Below are 14,760 nucleotides of genomic sequence, written 5' to 3'. Positions count from 1 at the left end.
AGTCATGAATATATCCCCCTTCTCTAATGGTCTGCGCAGCCTGCTCGTTGCGGCCGTGATGACGGCTGGCGGCGCATCGATGGCGCTTGCCGAAACACTGAAGATCGAGCACAGCAGCGGCGTCAGCGAGGTGGAGAAAAACCCGAAGACGGTGCTGGTCTATGATTTCGGCATGCTGGAAACACTGGACATGCTCGGTATTCCTGTCGCTGGCGTTCCCGGGTCGGCCGTCCCGCCGTCGCTCGAAAAATACAAGGCCGATAGCTATGCGAAGATCGGCACGCTGTTTGAGCCCGACTTCGAAGCCATCAACGCTGCGGAGCCCAGCCTCGTCATCGTCGGCGGGCGGTCGCAGGCGAAATACGCCGAAGTCGCCAAACTGGCGCCGACGATCGACCTGACCTCGGACGACAAGGACCTCATCGGCAGCGTCAAGAAGAACGCGGAGATTCTCGGCGAGATCTTCGGCAAGGAAGCCGAGATCAAGGCAAGCATCGCCAAGCTCGATTCCTCGATCGAGGCGCTGCGCGGCCTTGCGGCCGAAAACGGCACCGGCCTTATCCTGCTGACGACCGGCGGAAAGATCAGCGCCTATGGCAAGGGATCGCGTTTCGGCGCATTGCACGATGCCTTCGGCATCAAGCCGGCCGATCCCGAGCTGCAGGTCGCGACCCACGGTCAGGCGGTTTCCTACGAATATATTCTCGAAACCAACCCCGACTGGATCTTCGTCGTCGATCGCGATGCGGCCATCGGCCAGCAGGCACAGCCGGCAGCGGCCCTGCTCGACAACGAACTCGTGCGGCAGACGAAAGCCTGGAAGGACGGGCACGTCGTCTATCTCGACTCCGCCAAGCTTTACCTCACGGCATCGGGCCTGAAGTCACAGCAGGATATTGTCGATCAGCTGACGCAGGCGCTGAGCAAGAAGTGACAACAACAACGACGCCGCATTGCGGCGTCGTTGTTTACCACCCGATTGCTGCGTTGCGTGCAGGCGTGTTTCAAAGCGCCGCTTTCGCGATCGCCTGTCACAACTAGCCCATAGGGGAGCTCTTTTCGTCGCCGGGCGGATTTCGGGACAAGGGGAAGCCAACACCAAATACCCTTAACTCTTACGGTATTTATCCGGTGTTGGCTCCTTTTGGAGAGACACGTAATATCTTGATTTAGAGATTTTCGCTTTTTTGCTAAATTTATTTTAGTTTTTACTTTTCTATATAATGTTCGCCCGGATTGGGTCCGAGCTATATGTCGACTTGCTTTACGCTTACTCGATGGAACGCGGACTCAACTCTCCGAAAGGCAGGGTTTCTTATTGGCTACAAGCGCTTGGTGGCGCTCGGCCGGACCCGTTTGATCTTCCGGAACGAAAGTCCAATTTGACTCCAAACGGCGTGACGCGGAAGATACCAATTCTAGTTAGTGGTTTGTAATTACTGACACTTTCGCGTCTAACCATCGGCGGCAAACCCTTGGCGCAGCGATGAAATCCCAAGCTTTTTCAGAGGCATCCGTCCAGCGTAGCCCCGGCACTCTAGGCCGTTTGCGCCGGGATGCGGGAGATCGCCGATAGTAAAGGAAGGGCGTCCTAGTCCGGAGTAAGTATTCCTGCGTATTTCGGAGCGGAAGAGGGGATTAAGAACGGCCGTGCGGGCCTGTTTAACTAATCCATTTATCGCGTCTCACCGGCCGCGCCTTGGCAGAAATGCATAGGACATCGGCTCTTGCGGCGATATCCTAGAGCCTTGTTTTTGAGGGCGTTCCGCGCCTTGGTAAACAGAACGTTTACAATATAACCCAAAGATGGTTCGATTTATAACGATTTAAGTGCCCTTCCGGCGCTTCTCTAATCCTTTTGGGCTGTTTCGTTGCGGAGATCTTTACGTTACATTAGCTATCGCGAATTTTATCGCGCAGGAAAAAACGTGACGCATAAGTGGTTCCGAATAAATTTTTTGAAAGTGGGGCGTGCCGACGGCCAGACCGGGGCACCCATAAAAATAAATGGAAAAATCCTAGGAGGGCGTAATGTATCCTGGAAGCTCCAAAGTGAGTGATTTTGAAGATAACAACAAGGCTTTGTCACAAAAGAAAAAAATCGTAATGCTCGCCAAGATCGATCTGTTCGCCGAATGCCTGATGCAGGCCGTCGGGTCCAGGTTTCAAGGGCACGATATCGTCAGCTTCTCCGATCCCGACAATCTGCTCGATGGCAATCTCGTCGATGTCACGCTGATCATGCTGTACCGGATGCCTCCCAAGTCCTTTCCGGCTATCTTGCGGACCATTCACGAGTTCCACCCGCGGGCGTCGATCGGCCTGGTGGTGGAGAATGCCGAGGAACTCGACCCGTCGATTGCCGGCTTCGTCGAAGAGCGCCTCATCCATGGCGTCCTGCCGTTGAACCTCAATCTGGATGTCTGCCTTGCCGCCATCGACCTGCTGATGAAGGGCGGCGAACATTTCCCGGCGGCTTTGCTGCGGCGGCTTTCTCCCGAGCCTTTCGCGGCGAACAGCCTTTACGGCCGGCGCGGGGAAGCTCCGGGCCAGACGGCCGTCTCGGGAACGGGGCGGCGCAAGCGCGATGCCGGCCCGGACGGCCTGACGACACGCGAAGTCCAGATCCTCGATCTGATCTGCAAGGGCACGCAGAACAAGATCATCGCGGACCGGCTCGGGCTGTCGGAAAATACCGTCAAGGTTCACGTCCGCAACATCTACAAGAAGATGAACGTTCGAAACCGTACGGAGGCGGCGTCTCGCTACTTCACCAACGATGCGGCGACGGAGCGCAACGGCGACGTCATCCTGTCGCGTTGGAAGAACTAGGCGCGACGCAAAGCGGGCGTTTGTCCGCTTGAGGGCCTGGATGTCATCGCAGACATGCCAGGTTCCCTTCGGCCCCAGGTGAACTCTCTTGGGGCTGCTCTCGAAATCAAATGCTGCTTTGGAACCTGCCCGGCGAATGGCCGGGCGGTCCGGCTGCGGCATGTCTCCGCGACAGGTATGTAAAACTCCGAAGATCAAGCCATAATTTACCCTAGAACATTCTGGTAAATATTTTGTTACTTTTGAGTCAGATTGGCTGAAAAGTAATCACATTTGATTATGTCAATAGTAGTTTGTTGTAATTTTGGATTATTTACTGGAAATAAATTCCATACATATTGACTGAATGGCTCGTATTTGATAATTAGCTAATATTGAAATTGAAAAACTGAAAAATATTGATTTCGATTGAATAGTTTATTTTTTGTCGGGTTGTGCGTGTCATTGTAATAAAGAGAATATTTTTATTATCTATTGCGCTCGCATCCCGTCTCCAAATCACCAACGAAAATGGTGAGCTTAATAATTGGAGGTGCTCATGCGAAAGGTCGTCACGGGACCGCTGTCCGTGCTCGGACAGCGGGAATTTCTAAAGAAGATCGCAGGAATACCGAAGAAAATACTAGTAACGGGTGGAAGCGGTTTTCTCGGATCTCATATTTGCGAAAGACTTATTTCCCTGGGGCATACGGTCATCTGTCTTGACAACTTTTCGACCGGCCGGCGCGAAAATCTCTCTCATCTGGCGCAAGACCCCCATCTCCACATCATCGATCACGACGTTCGGAAACCCTATCTGATCGATGCTGATGTCATCTTCAACTTTGCCTCGCCAGCGTCACCACCGGACTATCAGGCGGACCCGGTCGGGACCTTGATGACGAACGTTCTCGGCGCGCTACATGCGCTCGAGAACGCCAAGGCCACTGGCGCCACGGTCATCCAGTCCTCGACTTCGGAAGTCTATGGCGATCCGCTGACCAGCCCGCAGCGGGAAACCTATTTCGGCAATGTCAACACGACCGGCCCGCGGGCCTGCTATGACGAAGGCAAACGGTCGGCCGAGACGCTGTTCTTCGATTACCACCGGAGCCACGGCGTGAAGATCAAGGTCGCGCGTATCTTCAACACCTATGGTCCGCGCATGCGCCCCGACGACGGGCGGGTAATATCCAATTTTGTCGTCCAGGCCCTTCAGGGCAAGGACCTGACGATCTACGGCGACGGGCACCAGACACGGTCCTTCTGCTATGTCGACGACCTGATCGACGGCTTCCTCCGCCTTTCTGTCTCGGCCGACCCGTGCACCGGGCCGATCAATCTCGGCAATCCCGGAGAGTTCACGGTTCTCGAGCTCGCGCAGATGGTGATTTCGATGACGGGCTCGCGCTCGCGCATCGTGCATCTGGCGGCAGCCACCGACGATCCCCGCCAGCGGCGGCCCGATATTACGCAGGCGCGTGGCGAGCTCGCATGGGAACCGAAGGTGATGCTGCGCGAAGGCCTCCAGCGCACGATCGCCCATTTCGACGAGCGCCTCAGTGCGGCCGACTGCGCAGTGGCCGGAGAGGCGGTATGACATGTCTCGCGTCGCACTGGTCACCGGCGGAGCCGGCTTCATAGGCAGCCACACCTGCAAGCGCCTGGCTGAGCAGGGTATCGTGCCCGTCGTCTACGACAATCTGTCGACGGGGCATCGGGCCAACGTGAAATGGGGCCCCCTCGTGGAGGGAGCGATCGAGGACAAGGAACGGCTGGCGGCGGCAATTCGGACCCATTCGCCCGAATGCCTCATTCATTTTGCCGCGTCCGCTTATGTCGGGGAATCGGTCGAGGATCCCGGAAAGTACTACACCAACAATGTCGCGGGCAGCATCGCGCTTCTGGAGGCCTGCCGGGTGGCCGGACTGGGACGTATCGTCTTTTCCAGCTCCTGCGCCACCTACGGCATCCCGCCGCAGCTGCCGATTACCGAGGACATGGTTCAGCTGCCGATCAATCCCTATGGCCGCACCAAGCTGATGATCGAACTGATGCTTGGCGACTATGCCCGCGCCTACGGCGTCCGCTCGGTGGCGCTGCGCTACTTCAATGCGGCAGGCGCCGATCCGGAAGGGCAGCTGACCGAAAAGCACGATCCGGAAACGCATCTCATTCCCCGTGCGCTGATGGCGGCGGCCGGCCGCATCGACAGGCTCGACGTCTTCGGCGACGACTATGCGACACCGGATGGCACCTGCATCCGCGACTATATCCACGTGACCGACCTTGCCGATGCGCATGTGGCGTCCGTGAACTACCTGCGCGACGGCGGCGAGGTGCTGCACGCCAATCTTGGTTCTGGTCACGGAACGTCGATCCGGCAGGTGCTGTCGGCCATCGACCGGGTGACCGGGCGGCCGGTGCCGGTGCAGATGCTGCCGCGCCGGCCCGGAGACCCGCCGGTTCTCTATGCCGACACGAACTGGGCGCGCCAGAGGCTGGGCTTCAGCCCGCAGCTCTCGGACATCGACACGATCATCGCGACCGCCGCGCCGAACTTCGGACTGGAGGTGCGCTCATGAGCTGGTCGCCGGCAACTGCGAAACCGAATGAGACCATCGCCATCGATAAGAGCCGGAAGGCGGCTTCCGCGCCGACCGCCCTGTTTTCGGGCCGGCTGCAACTGCTTCATGTCCTCGGCATTGCCGCATGGTTTGGCGCCCTCCTGTATTTCTGGCAGTGGTGGCTTGATCCCGCCCACGTCGTCGACTGGCCGTCCTATGTGCTGATCACGGTCGTCGTCGGGTGGATCACCTTGCTGCCGGTCTATTTCATCGTGATCTTTTCCGGCGCGAAGGTGATGGCGGCAAGCGCCGGCCCGGTGCCGCGGGGGCGGGTCGCGATGGTGGTGACCAAGGCGCCTTCGGAACCCTTTTCCGTGGTGCGCAAGACGCTGCTCGCCATGCTCGATCAGACCGGCTGTGAATTCGACGTGTGGCTTGCCGACGAAGACCCGGCGCCGGACACGATCGCCTGGTGCGCGGCGCGCGGGGTGCTGATCTCGACGCGAAAGGGTGTCGCGGACTACCACCGCTCCTCCTGGCCGCGCCGGACACGGTGCAAGGAGGGAAACCTTGCCTATTTCTACGATCACTATGGCTACGAGCGCTATGATTTCGTCGCCCAGTTCGATGCCGACCATGTGCCGGAGACGACCTATCTCGTCGAGGTGCTGCGTCCGTTCAACGACCCGTCGGTCGGCTATGTCTCGGCGCCGAGCATTTGCGACGCCAACGCCGCCACCAGCTGGGCGGCGCGCGGGCGGCTCCATGCGGAAGCCAGTATGCACGGCTCGCTGCAGGCCGGCTACAACAACGGTTGGGCGCCGCTGTGCATCGGCTCGCACTATGCCGTGCGGGCCAAGGCGCTGAAGCAGATCGGTGGACTGGGGCCCGAACTTGCCGAAGACCATTCGACCACGCTGATCATGAATGCCCATGGCTGGCGCGGCGTGCATGCGCTGAACGCGATCGCCCATGGCGACGGACCGGCCAACTTCGCCGATCTGGTGGTCCAGGAGTTTCAATGGTCGCGAAGCCTCGTCACCATCCTGCTGAAATACTCGCCGGTCTACGTGCCGAAGCTGTCGCCGCGGCTGAAGTTCCAGTTCCTGTTCTCGCAGCTCTGGTATCCGCTATTTTCGTCCTTCATGGCGCTGATGTTCCTGATGCCGATCGTGGCGCTCGCCGCCGGCCGGACCTTCGTCGCCGTCACCTATCCGGACTTCCTGCTGCACTTTGTGCCGCTCTCGCTGGTCTTGATCGCGCTTGCCTATTTCTGGCGCTCGACGGGCACGTTCCGGCCCTATGATGCGCGCGTCCTGAGTTGGGAAGGCACGCTGTTCCTGTTTGCGCGCTGGCCCTGGTCGCTGCTCGGTTGCCTTGCGGCAGTGCGCGATCACCTGACCGGCAACTTCGTCGACTTCCGCATCACGCCGAAGGGCGGCGGTGCCGCTGCGCCCTTGCCGCTGCGGGTGCTGATGCCCTATCTCGTGCTCGCCCTGGCGTCGGCGCTGGTCGCCTGGGGCATCTCCGATGCCGGCACGGCACGCGGGTTTTACGTCTTTGCCGGCATCAACGCGCTGATCTATGCGGGGCTGGTGGCGGTGATCCTCATTTGCCACGCACGAGAAAACCGGCTGGGCCTGATCCCGCGCTCGACGATGACGGCGGCGACGGCCGGGTGCCTGGTGCTGGTCTCGGTGCTCTCGGCTCAATCGGCCGTACGCCATGGGGCCGAGGCCACGCAGGCGTTGTCACACGGCCTGCAATTCGTGAGCTTAACCGAAACGAGATACACGGTCGCCGGTGCCGGCAGCGGCACCAATCTCAAAACCGTTCGCTTCCGCCTGAAATGGAGAGGGTTTTCAAAGCCCTCCGACGGGCCCGCGCGCGGCGAAATCAGTGCATCGAATGTCAGCCAACCAAGGAACAGGGAAACGATAACGACCAGGAAGGTCGGTCGGTTTCATGTGCCGTCATGACGACGGCAAGCAGTCGAGTGTGTGTGGTCTCCAATGCGAGGAGAAGTGCAATGAAAGGGTCGTTGAAAGTTGTAGCTCTTCCGCTGCTGGTGCCTTTGGCAGCGGCCGCGGTTTATTTCGGCGCCGAGCCGGTCAAGGCGAAGATGGAAGTCAAGCCGACGCCGCTCAGCGCCTATGAGGTCTATTCGCTCTACCGCAACAAGACCTGGGAATGGTCGACGGGCGGTGCCCGGTTCGAAGCCCATGGGCGCAAGCTCGTCGCGTTCGTCGACAAGGGCAAGGGCGACCGCTCCTTTGCCGAAGGCAACTGGTACGTCAGCGACCTCGGCATGATGTGCATGCAGGCCACCTGGACGACGTCGGCCAATGCCGGCAACGCCCGCAGTTGCTTCGGTCACGCCCGGATCGGCGACACGGTCTATCAACGCAAGGTGCCCAACGGGAAGTGGTACGTCTTCAGCCATGCCAAGCCCCGCGCCGGCGACGAGTACAAACGCTTCGTCGCCCACGACAACATCACGGCCAAGGCACTCCGGCTGAAGGAACAGTTCCTGGCCAAGAAATAGACGTTCTGCCGCAGGAGGATGAAATGAAACGCAAATTGGCATTCGCGCTATGCACGGCTCTGGCTCTCCAGCTGGATCTCAGTGCAAGCTTGGTATCCGCGTTGGCGCAGGAACAAGCCAATCCTGCGACCAGTGCAGAGCAGACGATGAGCGATAAACGTCCGGTCATTCACCCGGGCGGAACGAAATTCGGCGCCTATGACCCTCACGGTGATTTCGGCGCACAGAACGACGTCTCGACCGAGGCCCTGTTCCTGCCCTGGGAAGACGTGGACCTCGCCTCCCTGCAGGCCGCGGACGAATACGCGCTCCAGCGCAACCGCAACCTGCTGATCACCATCGAGCCCTGGTCCTGGTCGCTCGACTGGAAACTGACGCCGACGCAGCTGCGCGACCGCATGCTCAGAGGCGAGTATGACGCCAACATGGAAGCGATCGCCAACACGATCGCCGAGCTGAAGAGCCCGGTCATCGTGCGCTGGGGCCAGGAAATGGAAGACACCTCCGGGCGCTTCTCCTGGGCCGGCTGGGAGCCTCAGGACTGGATCAAGGCGTACCGGCACGCGATGGACATCGTGCGGGCGAAGGCGCCGAAGGCGCAGATCATGTGGTCGCCCAAGGGGCTGCCGAACCTCGTCGACTATTATCCGGGCGATGACTACGTCGATCTCGTCGGCCTCTCGGTCTTCGGGCTCGAACCGTTCGACAAGATCGAATACGGCGCGCCGAAGACCTTCACCGAGGCGCTGAAACCCGGCTACGATCTGGTCGCCAAATACAACAAGCCGATCTGGGTGGCCGAGCTCGGATGGGAAGGCAGCCAGGCCTATATGCAGCCCTGGATGAACGCCGCAACGCAAGCGGATGCGCAGTTCCCCAATCTCGCCGAGGTCGTCTACTTCAACGATCGCGACGTCATCGATTGGCCGCACGACCTTGGCCGGCCGAACTGGCGGGTGGTCAACGACGCCACGAACTGAGGCGCTCGCCGATACGTGCCTCTTTTGGGGCACGTTGGGTGCGGACGTTTGGGCGTGGGCCGCTGGACGTGGCTGTCTTGCAGCAGCCGCAAGGCCTCCAAAGTAAAAAGCCCCTCGCTTGAGGCGAGAGGCTGATTTGATTGGGCAGTGCCGTCCGGCCGATGCCGGACTCGATTACTCGGCTGCCTGCGGTCCCAGTTCGCCGCGACGGATCTGGTCGGCTTCGATCGATTCGAACAGGGCGCGGAAGTTGCCCTCGCCAAACCCTTCGTCGCCCTTGCGCTGGATGAACTCGAAGAAGATCGGGCCGATAACGGTCTTGGAAAAGATCTGCAGGAGGATCTTGGTCATGCCGCCGTTCACGACACCTTCGCCGTCGATGAGGATGCCGTGTTTCTTCATGCGCTCGATCGGTTCGTCATGGCCGTGCACGCGGTCGTGCGACATGTAGTAATAGGTTTCCGGCGGGCCCGGCATGAACTTCAGGCCGTTCTCCGACAGCTTGTCGGTGGCGTCGTAGATGCCTTCGGTGCCGACGGCGATGTGCTGGATGCCTTCGCCCTTGTACTTGCGCAGATATTCCTCGATCTGGCTCGTATCGTCCTTGGACTCGTTCAAGGGGATACGGATCTTGCCGCAGGGCGAGGTGATCGCGCGGCTGACGAGGCCGGTGATGCGGCCGTCGATGTCGAAGAAGTGGATCTGCGTGAAGTTGAACAGTTCGCGGTAGAACGCCCACCACTTGTCCATGTTGCCGCGATAGACGTTGTGGGTCAGGTGGTCGAGATAATAGAAACCGACGCCCTCGGGCTTCGGATTGCGCTCGCCGGTCCACTCGAATTCGGCCTCGTAGGCCGAGCCCTTGGCGCCGTAAGTCTCGACGAAATAGAGAAGCGAACCGCCGATGCCGACGATCGCCGGGACATCGAGACACTTGTCCGTGCCTTCATAAGGGATCGCGCCCTTAGAGACCGCATGGTCAAAGGCGTGCTTGGCGTCGACGACGCGCCAGGCCATCGACGGGGCGCAGGGGCCGTGCTCGTCGACGAAACGCATGGCGTGCGAGCCGGGCTCGGCATTCAGGATGTAGTTGATGTCGCCCTGGCGCCAGACGGTGATGTTCTTGCTTTTGTGCCTGGCGACCGGGCTGTAGCCCATGCGGGTAAAGAGCTCGGCGAGCTTTTCCGGTTCCGGATGGGCGAATTCGACGAACTCGAAGCCGTCGGTACCGGCGGGGTTGTCAGCGGTAATGGTTGCCGGCGGGGCGTCATGCGGGAAGGGGCCCATCGGAAGTCTCCTCTTGTTCTTCCAAACTTTGCTGGAGTATGACGCAATTCCCATGCATGATGCTTGTATTCTTGCGCAGTTTAGACAGAATGGCGCACGAAACATGCAATATGGCGTATTAGGATGCACGAATGGAGCAGCTTGACGGGTTCGATCTCAAGATCCTCAGCGAATTGCAGCGCGACGGGCATCTGACCAACAACGAGCTGTCGGAACGCATCGCGCTTTCGCCGTCGCAATGTTCGCGCCGGCGCACCCGGCTGGAAGCGGAAGGCTATATCACCGGCTACCAGGCACAGATCGACCGGCAGAAGCTCGGGCTCGATCTGATGGTGGTGATCTCGGTCACGCTCGCCACCCACAATCGCGACAATGCCAAGCGTTTCGGCAAGCTCATTTCGGGGCTGCCTGAGGTGCTGGAGGCCTATGCGCTCACCGGCGAGATGGACTACCACATGCGGGTGGTGACGCCGGATCTTGCGGGGCTGTCGCGCTTCGTCAACGACGTGCTTCTGCCGCACGACAGCGTGCAGCATGTGAAGACGTCGATAGTGCTTGAAACGTTGAAGAGCTTCGAGGGCGTGCCGATCCCCGAGCGGATGAAGGGCTGAAGCCTCAGGCCGAGGGCGGAGGGTCGAACCTGCCGATGGCACGTTCCACTGCTTCCAGCCCGACGGCGAGCGCCTGCATCCCGGCCGGGCCGATCAGCGTGTCGAGTTCCGACTGATAGCGGACGGCAAGCTCCGTCAATTCGCCATAGGCCCGGATGCCTGTCTTCGTCAGTTCCAGATGTTCGATGCGGCGGTCGTTTTCGTCTTCGCGCCGAGTGAGCCAGCGGCGTTTTTCGAGCAGGGCGACGGCGCGGCTGACCTTGGTCTTGTGCATGGCCGAGTGCGCGCCGACTTCGGTGGCCGTCATCGGACGGCATGTGCTGCCAAGGGCGGCGAGCGTGCGCCATTCCGGGCGGGTGAGCTGGTAGCGCGCCTTGTACTGGGCAGCAAAGCGCAGCGCGACGAATTCCGCGGCGCGGTTCAGGCGATAGGGCAGGAAGGTATTGAGTTCGAAGCCATCGGCGGCCATCGGGCATCCTTGATAGTTACAAAATCGATAGTTACGATTGCAACTAATATGCCGAAGGCCACGCCTGCGTCCACCCTGGGAAATGGTCGTCGCCGCGGTATTTGGGATTGCGCCGGACCTTTCAAGGTCGCTTCGCGAAGCCGAAGCAGGGCGCCCAAGAGGAGGAGGAACGACGATGCTGGACAAGGCAGGAAAACAGGCCGGGACACAGGCTAAGGCCAACGAAGCGCTTGGCTATATGCCCGGCTTCGGCAATGATTTCGAGACCGAGAGCCTGCCGGGCGCCCTGCCGCAAGGGCAGAACAGCCCGCAGAAATGTGCCTATGGCCTCTATGCCGAGCAGCTTTCGGGCTCGCCCTTTACCGCGCCGCGCGGCACCAACGAGCGCTCCTGGCTTTACCGCATCCGCCCGAGCGTTCGCCACACCGGCCGTTTCAACAAGATCGACTATCCGCACTGGAAGACGGCACCGCATGTTGCCGACCATTCCCTGGCTCTCGGCCAGTTGCGCTGGAACCCGCTTCCGGCGCCGACGGAAAAGCTGAATTTCCTTCAGGGCATCCGCACCATGACGACGGCGGGCGATGCGCCGACGCATTCGGGCATGGCGGCGCATGCCTATGCCTTCAACGACGACATGGTCGACGACTATTTCTTCGATGCCGACGGCGAGCTGCTGATCGTTCCGGAAATGGGCGCGATCCAGGTCTTTACCGAGCTCGGCAAGATGGACGTCGAACCCTCCGAGATCTGCATCGTGCCGCGCGGCACCATGTTCAAGGTGACGCGTCTTGGCGACGAGAAGGTCTGGCGCGGCTATATCTGCGAGAATTACGGCGCCAAGTTCACGCTGCCCGACCGCGGCCCGATCGGCGCCAATTGCCTCGCCAATCCGCGCGATTTCAAGACGCCGGTCGCCGCCTTCGAGGAGAAGGAGACGCCCTGCCGCGTGCATGTGAAGTGGTGCGGTAGCTTCCACGTGACCGAGATCGGCCACTCGCCGCTCGACGTCGTCGCCTGGCATGGCAACTACGCGCCCTACAAGTACGACCTCAAGACCTATTCGCCGGTCGGCGCCATCCTGTTTGACCATCCGGACCCGTCGATCTTCACGGTGCTGACCGCGCCCTCAGGCGAAGAGGGCACGGCGAACATCGATTTCGTCATCTTCCCGCCGCGCTGGCTGGTGGCCGAGCACACCTTTCGGCCGCCCTGGTATCACCGCAACATCATGAGCGAATTCATGGGGCTGATCTATGGCCGCTATGATGCAAAGGAAGAGGGCTTCGTGCCGGGCGGCATGAGCCTGCACAACATGATGCTGGCGCACGGTCCGGATGCCTCGGGCTATGACAAAGCGACGAATAGCGAGTTGAAACCGGTGAAGCTCGACCATACGATGGCCTTCATGTTCGAGACCCGCTTCCCGCAGCAGCTGACCCGCTACGCCGCCGAACTGGAGACGTTGCAGGACAACTACATCGACTGCTGGACGGATCTCAAGAAGCGGTTCAACGGGACGCCGGAAGGCGATTGGTCTTGAGTTCACGCCTGGTTTTGCTCGGCAGCAAGGGTGGTCCGGCGATCCGGCCGGGCGGCCCGTGGCCGACCTCGTCGCTGCTCGAAATCGGCGGCCGGACTGTTGTCGTCGATTGCGGCCTCGGCGTCACCCGTGGGCTGACCGATGCCGGTGTCACACTGAAGACGCTGGACCTGATCGTCATTACCCACCTGCATTCGGATCATGTGCTGGAACTTGGCCCGCTCATTCACACGGCCTGGACCGCTGGGTTATCACAGCCGGTGCGGGTCTTCGGACCTGCAGGTACCCACGCCTATTGGCACGGTTTCCTGCAGTCGATGGCCTTCGACATCGACATCCGCATCGTCGACGAAGGCCGGCCGGACCTGCGCGCGCTGGTCGAGGTCATCGAGTTCGCCGAAGGCGAAATCTTCTCCGAGAACGGCCTGACGCTTTCGGCGCTGCGCGTCGACCATCCGCCGGTCACCGACTGTTTTGCGCTCCGCTTCGACCATGCGGAAGGCTCGGTCGTATTTTCGTCCGATACCGCCTATTTCCCGCCGCTTGCCGATTTCGCCAGAGGGGCCGACATTCTCGTGCACGAGGCAATGCTTGCCGAAGGCGTCAACCGGTTGGTGGCGCGCACCGGCAATGGCGCGCGGCTGAAGGAGCATCTGCTGGCAAGCCACAGCTTCGCCGGAGAGGCGGCAGCGATCGCAACCGCCGCCGGCGTCGGGCGGTTGGTGCTGCATCATCTGATCCCGGCCGACGATCCGGAAATTACAGAAAGCCACTGGATTGCGGCGGCTCGCAAAAACTGGGCGGGCGCCTTGACGATCGCCGCCGACGGCCTTGTTGTGAAGGTAGCGGACGATTCGTCCGTCTAAGCGCAGTTTCGTCCGAAATTGCGCGAACAATGAAAAGATTGAGAGGGAGGACTGCATGAAACTGGCGACACTCAAGGACAGTACGCGCGACGGAAAGCTCGTGGTCGTCTCTCGCGATCTCACCCGCTGCTCGGAAGTCGGGCACATCGCCCGCTCGTTGCAGGCAGCGCTCGACGATTGGGCGCATGCCGGTCCGCGGCTTGCGCGTGTGGCTGAAGGGATCGAGACCGGCTCTCAGCCGACGATCCGCTTCCACGAGCATGACGCACTGTCGCCGTTGCCGCGCGCTTACCAATGGGCCGATGGCTCGGCCTACGTCAATCACGTCGAGCTGGTGCGCAAGGCCCGCAATGCCGAGATGCCGGCGAGCTTCTGGACCGATCCACTAATGTATCAAGGCGGTTCCGACAGCTTCATCGCGCCGCGCGATCCGATCCCGCTTGCCGACGAAAGCTTCGGCGTCGACATGGAGGGCGAAGTCGCCGTCGTCGTCGACGACGTGCCGATGGGCGCCACCATCGACGAGGCTAGGTCGGCGATCCGTCTCGTCATGCTCGTCAACGACGTGTCGCTGCGCGGCCTCATCCCCGCCGAGCTTGCCAAGGGCTTCGGCTTCTTCCAGTCGAAACCGTCGTCGGCCTTCTCGCCGGTTGCCGTTTCGCCGGATGAGCTGGGTGACGCGTGGGATGGCGGCAAGCTGCATCTGCCGCTCAACGTCGATCTCAACGGCAAGCCCTTCGGCCGCGCGAACGCAGGCATCGACATGACCTTCGATTTCGCCCAACTGATCGCACATGCGGCCAAGACCCGGCCGCTTTTGGCCGGCACGATCATCGGCTCGGGCACAGTTTCCAACAAGCTCGACGGCGGGCCGGGCAAGCCAGTTGCCGAAGGTGGCGCCGGTTATTCCTGCATCGCGGAAGTCCGGATGATCGAAACCATCGTTGGCGGCGCACCGAAGACGCATTTCCTCAGAGTTGGCGACGTCGTGCGCATCGAGATGAAGGACAAGACCGGTCACTCGATCTTCGGCGCGATCGAGCAGACCGTCGAAGCCTATACCAAGGCCTGACCGCAGATA

Annotated in this window: 13 protein-coding genes; 11 read left to right on the top strand and 2 right to left on the bottom strand. The window is 60.7% G+C overall.

Annotated elements, in window-relative coordinates; genetic code table 11:
* Window positions 1-4 precede the first annotated feature (4 nt).
* The 7 genes from ACIQUG_RS28880 to ACIQUG_RS28850 all read left to right on the top strand — a co-directional run bounded on the left by ACIQUG_RS28880 (window position 5) and on the right by ACIQUG_RS28850 (window position 8,903).
* Entirely contained in the window at window positions 5-934 is a 930-nt protein-coding gene (locus tag ACIQUG_RS28880) for a siderophore ABC transporter substrate-binding protein (RefSeq protein ID WP_402325674.1), read from the top strand.
* 1,097 nt (window positions 935-2,031) lie between these two features.
* Window positions 2,032-2,832 carry a LuxR C-terminal-related transcriptional regulator gene (locus ACIQUG_RS28875; RefSeq protein ID WP_402325673.1) on the top strand — a complete coding sequence of 267 codons (801 nt, stop codon included), beginning with the start codon at window positions 2,032-2,034 and terminating at the stop codon, window positions 2,830-2,832.
* Window positions 2,833-3,370: 538 nt separating this feature from the next.
* Window positions 3,371-4,411, top strand: coding sequence for a UDP-glucuronic acid decarboxylase family protein (locus ACIQUG_RS28870; RefSeq protein WP_402325672.1), 1,041 nt, complete (start codon window positions 3,371-3,373; stop codon window positions 4,409-4,411).
* Window position 4,412: 1 nt separating this feature from the next.
* A complete protein-coding gene (gene galE, locus ACIQUG_RS28865; RefSeq protein WP_402325671.1) occupies window positions 4,413-5,396 on the top strand; it encodes a UDP-glucose 4-epimerase GalE in 984 nt (327 codons plus the stop codon).
* A complete protein-coding gene (locus ACIQUG_RS28860; protein ID WP_402325670.1) occupies window positions 5,393-7,357 on the top strand; it encodes a glycosyltransferase family 2 protein in 1,965 nt (654 codons plus the stop codon). Before galE ends, ACIQUG_RS28860 begins: the two co-directional genes overlap by 4 nt.
* Before the next feature lie 50 nt (window positions 7,358-7,407).
* The gene (locus tag ACIQUG_RS28855) at window positions 7,408-7,923 is read left to right on the top strand and encodes a DUF995 domain-containing protein (protein ID WP_043618595.1); all 516 of its coding nucleotides are present in this window, start codon (window positions 7,408-7,410) and stop codon (window positions 7,921-7,923) included.
* Window positions 7,924-7,946: 23 nt separating this feature from the next.
* Window positions 7,947-8,903, top strand: coding sequence for a glycoside hydrolase family 26 protein (locus ACIQUG_RS28850; RefSeq protein ID WP_402325669.1), 957 nt, complete (start codon window positions 7,947-7,949; stop codon window positions 8,901-8,903).
* 174 nt (window positions 8,904-9,077) lie between these two features.
* On the opposite strand, the gene hppD is transcribed toward ACIQUG_RS28850, so the two are convergent.
* Window positions 9,078-10,190 (bottom strand): 4-hydroxyphenylpyruvate dioxygenase, encoded by a 1,113-nt coding sequence (gene hppD, locus ACIQUG_RS28845; RefSeq protein ID WP_402325667.1) that lies wholly within the window; start codon window positions 10,188-10,190, stop codon window positions 9,078-9,080.
* Between the two features lie 131 nt (window positions 10,191-10,321).
* On the opposite strand from hppD, the gene ACIQUG_RS28840 reads away from it, so the two are divergent.
* Window positions 10,322-10,801 (top strand): Lrp/AsnC family transcriptional regulator, encoded by a 480-nt coding sequence (locus ACIQUG_RS28840; RefSeq protein WP_034787199.1) that lies wholly within the window; start codon window positions 10,322-10,324, stop codon window positions 10,799-10,801.
* Window positions 10,802-10,805: 4 nt separating this feature from the next.
* Here the strand turns inward: ACIQUG_RS28840 and ACIQUG_RS28835 are convergent, their stop codons facing one another.
* Window positions 10,806-11,270: a MarR family winged helix-turn-helix transcriptional regulator gene (locus ACIQUG_RS28835; protein WP_402325666.1), complete on the bottom strand. Its 465-nt coding sequence runs from the start codon at window positions 11,268-11,270 to the stop codon at window positions 10,806-10,808.
* A gap of 175 nt (window positions 11,271-11,445) precedes the next feature.
* Between ACIQUG_RS28835 and hmgA the strand changes: the two genes are divergently transcribed.
* From hmgA to ACIQUG_RS28820, 3 genes are read left to right on the top strand one after another with little or no spacing between them, the layout of a single operon-like run.
* Complete coding sequence (gene hmgA, locus ACIQUG_RS28830) at window positions 11,446-12,813, top strand: homogentisate 1,2-dioxygenase (protein ID WP_402325664.1); 1,368 nt, start codon at window positions 11,446-11,448, stop codon at window positions 12,811-12,813.
* The gene (locus tag ACIQUG_RS28825) at window positions 12,810-13,679 is read left to right on the top strand and encodes an MBL fold metallo-hydrolase (protein ID WP_402325663.1); all 870 of its coding nucleotides are present in this window, start codon (window positions 12,810-12,812) and stop codon (window positions 13,677-13,679) included. The genes hmgA and ACIQUG_RS28825 overlap by 4 nt, the downstream gene beginning before the upstream one ends.
* A gap of 55 nt (window positions 13,680-13,734) precedes the next feature.
* Complete coding sequence (locus tag ACIQUG_RS28820) at window positions 13,735-14,751, top strand: fumarylacetoacetate hydrolase family protein (RefSeq protein ID WP_402325662.1); 1,017 nt, start codon at window positions 13,735-13,737, stop codon at window positions 14,749-14,751.
* Window positions 14,752-14,760 lie beyond the last annotated feature (9 nt).

The organism is Ensifer sp. NPDC090286, from assembly GCF_044769565.1.
Taxonomy (GTDB): domain Bacteria; phylum Pseudomonadota; class Alphaproteobacteria; order Rhizobiales; family Rhizobiaceae; genus Ensifer.
The sequence above is the reverse complement of the archived record's forward strand: the minus strand, read 5'-3'. Positions and strand labels throughout refer to the sequence as shown.

Bases quoted from the DNA above. Each gene is read 5' to 3' on its own strand.
- ACIQUG_RS28820 (WP_402325662.1), top strand. From the start codon at position 13,735: ATGAAACTGGCGACACTCAAGGACAGTACGCGCGACGGAAAGCTCGTG.
- ACIQUG_RS28850 (WP_402325669.1), top strand. From the start codon at position 7,947: ATGAAACGCAAATTGGCATTCGCGCTATGCACGGCTCTGGCTCTCCAG.
- ACIQUG_RS28880 (WP_402325674.1), top strand. From the start codon at position 5: ATGAATATATCCCCCTTCTCTAATGGTCTGCGCAGCCTGCTCGTTGCG.
- galE (WP_402325671.1), top strand. From the start codon at position 4,413: ATGTCTCGCGTCGCACTGGTCACCGGCGGAGCCGGCTTCATAGGCAGC.
- hppD (WP_402325667.1), bottom strand. From the start codon at position 10,190: ATGGGCCCCTTCCCGCATGACGCCCCGCCGGCAACCATTACCGCTGAC.
- ACIQUG_RS28860 (WP_402325670.1), top strand. From the start codon at position 5,393: ATGAGCTGGTCGCCGGCAACTGCGAAACCGAATGAGACCATCGCCATC.
- ACIQUG_RS28875 (WP_402325673.1), top strand. From the start codon at position 2,032: ATGTATCCTGGAAGCTCCAAAGTGAGTGATTTTGAAGATAACAACAAG.
- ACIQUG_RS28835 (WP_402325666.1), bottom strand. From the start codon at position 11,270: ATGGCCGCCGATGGCTTCGAACTCAATACCTTCCTGCCCTATCGCCTG.
- ACIQUG_RS28840 (WP_034787199.1), top strand. From the start codon at position 10,322: ATGGAGCAGCTTGACGGGTTCGATCTCAAGATCCTCAGCGAATTGCAG.
- ACIQUG_RS28855 (WP_043618595.1), top strand. From the start codon at position 7,408: ATGAAAGGGTCGTTGAAAGTTGTAGCTCTTCCGCTGCTGGTGCCTTTG.
- hmgA (WP_402325664.1), top strand. From the start codon at position 11,446: ATGCTGGACAAGGCAGGAAAACAGGCCGGGACACAGGCTAAGGCCAAC.
- ACIQUG_RS28870 (WP_402325672.1), top strand. From the start codon at position 3,371: ATGCGAAAGGTCGTCACGGGACCGCTGTCCGTGCTCGGACAGCGGGAA.